The organism is Pedobacter sp. 01T416_2, assembly GCF_056398925.1.
This window is the reverse complement of record NZ_JBFTQI010000458.1, coordinates 1-4,778: the sequence shown is the minus strand read 5'-3', so window position 1 is coordinate 4,778 and position 4,778 is coordinate 1. Positions and strand designations below refer to the sequence as shown.

Annotated in this window: 4 protein-coding genes; all 4 read right to left on the bottom strand. The window is 40.4% G+C overall.

Annotated elements, in window-relative coordinates; translation table 11 throughout:
* On the bottom strand, positions 1-556 hold a 556-nt coding region (locus AC1DPQ_RS17910), incomplete at its 3' end, for an ABC transporter permease (protein WP_477610418.1).
* Positions 556-3,063, bottom strand: coding sequence for a TonB-dependent siderophore receptor (locus AC1DPQ_RS17905; RefSeq protein ID WP_477610417.1), 2,508 nt, complete (start codon positions 3,061-3,063; stop codon positions 556-558). The genes AC1DPQ_RS17905 and AC1DPQ_RS17910, both read right to left, overlap by 1 nt.
* Before the next feature lie 15 nt (positions 3,064-3,078).
* Entirely contained in the window at positions 3,079-3,774 is a 696-nt protein-coding gene (locus AC1DPQ_RS17900) for an ABC transporter ATP-binding protein (protein ID WP_477585123.1), read from the bottom strand.
* An 86-nt stretch (positions 3,775-3,860) separates the two neighbouring features.
* Positions 3,861-4,217: a hypothetical protein gene (locus tag AC1DPQ_RS17895; protein WP_477585122.1), complete on the bottom strand. Its 357-nt coding sequence runs from the start codon at positions 4,215-4,217 to the stop codon at positions 3,861-3,863.
* Positions 4,218-4,778 lie beyond the last annotated feature (561 nt).

Here is a 4,778-nt window from a genome sequence, read left to right as displayed (position 1 = left end):
AACAAACACCAATTATGCCCAATGTTTTGCCCCAGAGGAGCTGTTTCCAGCTTACATTTTGGCATAGCAGGATCTTTAATGTCCCCGATTCGCGCTCAGCTGAAATGCTGTTGTAACCTAAGAAGAAAATGAGAAGTGGCACCAGGAGTTGCAGTACCATGGCCACACTGATTTCGCCGAAGCGCAACATTCCGTTAGAAAAACCTGCTTCACTAAAATTTACTGTGTTTTGTTTATGCGCTTCTAAAAAGATCGATACACCTGCAAAACTTTCTATCCCAAAATCGAAAAAACTCAGTTCATGTTTCTCGCGAAAGGCAAGGTAACCATAGTGTGCCATCCGGTGTGGGTGTTTATCTGGTTTTGCCAGCCATTGTGCCCTAACCAATTCTTTATAATGCAGGCGCTGATTGTTTTGTGTTTTAAAATTCTGCCAGCCTACATAGGTAGCCAAACCAAGTGATAAACCTAATAAAAGGGTTAAGGCTAAGGTAGCCCTATTGTTAAGGGCGGTTTTAAAAGTTTGTTTGGCTATAGTGCTTATTCTATTTGGCATTATATTCTATAGGTTACGTTAAACATTACATTTCTTGGTGTACCGGGGAAAAGGCGTAGATAGTTTTGTGCGCCAACCCAATAGGTTTTATTTAAAATGTTATTCATATTTACAGCCAGTTGCACTTTAGAACCAGCAGACGAATAATAGAGCGCGGCATCTAACAGGGTATAAGCAGGCAGTACAAAATCTCTGATGTACAAGGGAAGTTTCGTACCACTGTACTGTAAACCTGCTCCAAAACCTATTCCCTTTAGCTTAAGGGTTTCAAAGTTGTAGCGTGTCCATAAGCTGGCACTGTGTTTTGGCGTGTTCTGCACCCTTTGACCAATTAAATCAGGATTAAAATCATCCTTAATAATGGCATCGACATAACTATAACCCGCATTAAACTGCCAGTTAGACCTGATAAAACCAGAGGCTTCGAATTCGACACCGCGGCTGCGTTGGGCACCGCGTTCTATCAGGCGGTTTACATTCAATGGATCATTTGCATTCATCAATAGGTTTTTCTGGTTGATTTCGAATACCGAAATGTTAACCATTAAACTTTTATTCAACCATTCGGATTTTGCACCAATCTCTTTTAAATCACTTTCTAAAGGTTTAAAATTGGTGCCTGCAGGTGGTGGAACAATAACCAGGGTTGAGGTATTACCTTGGGGCTGGTACCCTTGTAAATAGGTTGCGTAAAGGTTAATGTTTGCGTTTATGGCATAGGTAATTCCGGCCCTTGGCAAAAGCTTATGCTGATAAATTTTCTTTTCGGTAGCCAATTTGTAATTGCTGTAATCCTCGTACCACTCTTGTCGTAAACCCAATGTTAAGGTAAGCTGATCGTATTTTATCTGATCCTGTAGATACACTGCATTAACCAAATTATATGCAGCTGGAATTTCTGTTTTGGTAAAAACGTAATCGCTTAAATTTTTAATGGTATAGCTTGGGTTTGCTAGATTAAAGTGCTCTACATTGGGCACTGGTGCATTTATACCATTTACAACCTTAAATAAATAGAGGTCTTTCTTTGTGGGATCGTACCTAGCTGCAATGGTTCCATCTTTTAAACGGTAGCCCTGAGCCGAGTTTTCGCCACCGCCCCGCAGTTTCTGGGTGTTTATTCTATCGTACCCGATTACCAGCTTGTGGATTAAGCTAAAAGTATTGGTGTTTATACTGAAATAGGTGCTTAGATTGTCGGTTCGCCATTTTTGCTGACGCTGAACGGCACGCATGGCTGCTAACGTAGGGATAGGTTGATTGTTTTCATCAACGCCAAAAGCGTTGGTAGTTCTATGTTCTAAAAGATCCTCGCTCCAGTTTTGCTTCATATAGGCCACATTAAATACAATATCCTGTGTGAGGCTATGCGAAAAATTGGTCATCAACATTAAATCCTGGCTGTTAAAACGGTCGTTACTGGCACCCATATTGAAACTGATCGGTGTACTTTTTAGCTCTGTTTTACCAGCAATTGCACCAAAAATAGCCTGTCCACGGTCTAACCTCGAATTGCTGTTGTTCATTACCACTTCTACATTTAAGCTGGTTCGATCGTTCGGGATGTACGAAAAAGAAGGGGCAATCAGGTAACCCTTTCTGTATTGCAGGTCTCTGAAGCTTTTACTGTCTTCATAACCTACATTAAGCCGGTAAAGCAGCGTTTTATCTGTATTTAGAGGGCCTGTAAAATCTAAAGCGCCTCTAATGGTACTGAAACTTCCGGCCGAGAGACTAATCTCTTTGCGATCTTCAGTCAGTGGTTTTTTGGTTACCAGATTAATGCTTCCCCCTGGGTCTACACTCGAAAATGTAGCGCTCGCCGGACCTTTTATTACCTCTATCCGTTCCAGGTTATTGGTCAAAGGCTGGTTAAAATAATATTGGCGGGTACGCATGCCATTAATTATAGCACCCTCTTCGTTCTGGTTGATTCCCCTGATCGAAAATTGGTTGTAATAGCTGCTTTGTGATACGCTGGTTACATTTTTAACCGCATCGGCCAGTACAGCCGCCTGCCTGTCGGCAATTAATTCTTTCGAAACCGAAGAAATAGCCTGTGGGATGTCCTTGTTCAAAGTAGCTGTTTTAGTGGCCGAAAAAGAGTAGTTGCCATAGTATTTTTTGCCATTGGTACCAACCACTTCAACGGTCTGCAATTCTTCGTTGGTGCTTTGCAGCACAATTACATCCAGTTTTAGATCACCAATGCCATTAACGAAGTAAATGCGATTAAAAGTGCTGTAGCCTATGGCACTAATGGTGATGGTATAATTGGCCATTTTAGGTAAAACAACTGAGAAATTACCGAGCGAATCGCTACTTGTATTCAGTTGATCTTTCCCATTCTTAAATTTAATGGTAGCTTTTTGGATAGCTTGGTTTTGGGTATCGATCACTTTTCCACTCACCTTAATCTGAGCAAAAGCGATCAGGCTAAATGTGCTGAAGAGCAATAGCAAACAGAGCGCACGGAAAATAGAAAAGCCTTTATATGTTAAGTACATGAAATAGATTTGTTTTTAAATAGTTTGTAAGTATAATTCCTGAAGATCAGCTGCAGTGATGTCGCTGGCTTTAAGTGTATGGATTAATTCGCCTTGTTTCATAATGCCAATGTGCGAACCCACATTTACTGCATTAAAAATATCGTGCGTAGCCATCAGAATTGATTTGCCTTCGGCAGCTAATTGTTTAACCAATTGGGTAAATTCTGCTGTAGCTTTTGGGTCCAGCCCGCTGGTTGGCTCATCCATTAAAATAATCTTTGCGTTTTTGGCCAGTGCAATAGCGATACCTACTTTTTGACGCATGCCTTTACTAAAGCCCGATAAATGTTTGTAGTTGGCAGCTTCCTGTAAACCACATTGCTTTAAAAAACCGATCAAGCTTGAAGTACCATAGTTAAACCCCGCCAGTTTAGAAAAGTAATCGAGATTTTCGATCGCCGAAAGATTGCTGTAAAGCATAACTACCTCAGGAATGTAGGCCAGATGTTTCCGCCGTTCGTCATCGTGCGAGGAGATTTCTTCGTTGTCGATTAAGATTTTTCCGCTACTGGGCTCAATAAAACCTAAAAATAAATTAATGGTAGTGGTTTTTCCGGCACCGTTTTGGCCCAGCAGGCAAAATACTTCACCGGGATTAACGGTTAAATTAAGCTGATTTAAGGCGCGGTAAGATTGATAATTTTTGGATAATGAAATGGCTTGAAGCATAATAAAATATTGGCGCATACCAAACAGGCATGTGCGTTAAACAGAGTAAATTTGAAGGATATGAAAAGAAACTTCTTGTATGAAGATTAAGCCATTAGGCTAGGTGGGCCTTTATTGGCGCAGCATAAGATGTAAGCAACAGGATGCCTCATGAGGTAAACGCAAGGTTTAATCGTTGGTTTAACTACGCGTAAAGCAAATGTAATAGGAGCAGGAAAATCGAAAAAGTGCGATCGGTGTTTCAATACCTCGCACAATTTACATTTTAGCTTTGCCGAACTCAATTGTTTAAGCAGGTGCGCCTCACTACAGCTTTGCTTGCTGTAACCGGTTTTTTCGGCGCCATGATGGTGAAGGCTTTCGATTAGTGTTGCATTAAGAAATACCGCCAATAGCAATACCGCCCATATACGGGCAAAAATTTCTTTGCGATATGTGTACACTGAATATTTCAATGCAACAAAGTTACATTTAAAAAATTATAAATCAAGTATTGTGTTGTTCTGTTATTGCTGAGTCGGTTAACTATATGTCGTTTCATCAACTGCTGACTAAATATTATTTGTCCTTCGACTCTACTATTATTGATGTTATTTTGTAATTATTTAAATATGAGTGCTTTATGTTGATTTTGTATTTCCGCCCAACTAGGCCTTAGCACCGTATCCTCGTTCTACTTAAATCCGGCCTAACAAATTTTTCGGACTGCACTGCCCAAGCCAATCTACTGGCTTCGAAAGAAAAATTTTCAGCCGGTGTTTTTTGTTTCTTTTTGACATCAAAAAGAAAAAAGCCCGTCCGGCTAGGACTAATAAAACACCCCGTCCTACGGACACCCCTCTGAAAGAGGGGAATAGCATATTGCACAAGACCGATAATTAAATGTCAATTATCTTGATTTTTTATGCAGTAAATTAAGCCTCAGGCTGACATTTCGATTGAGGAATCAGTGTATTTATTAATCGTTTAATCGACTCCAGACTTCGGACTACTGACTCCTCAAC

Coding starts and splice junctions, on each gene's coding strand:
- AC1DPQ_RS17905 (WP_477610417.1), bottom strand. CDS start 3,063: ATGTACTTAACATATAAAGGCTTTTCTATTTTCCGTGCGCTCTGTTTG.
- AC1DPQ_RS17900 (WP_477585123.1), bottom strand. CDS start 3,774: ATGCTTCAAGCCATTTCATTATCCAAAAATTATCAATCTTACCGCGCC.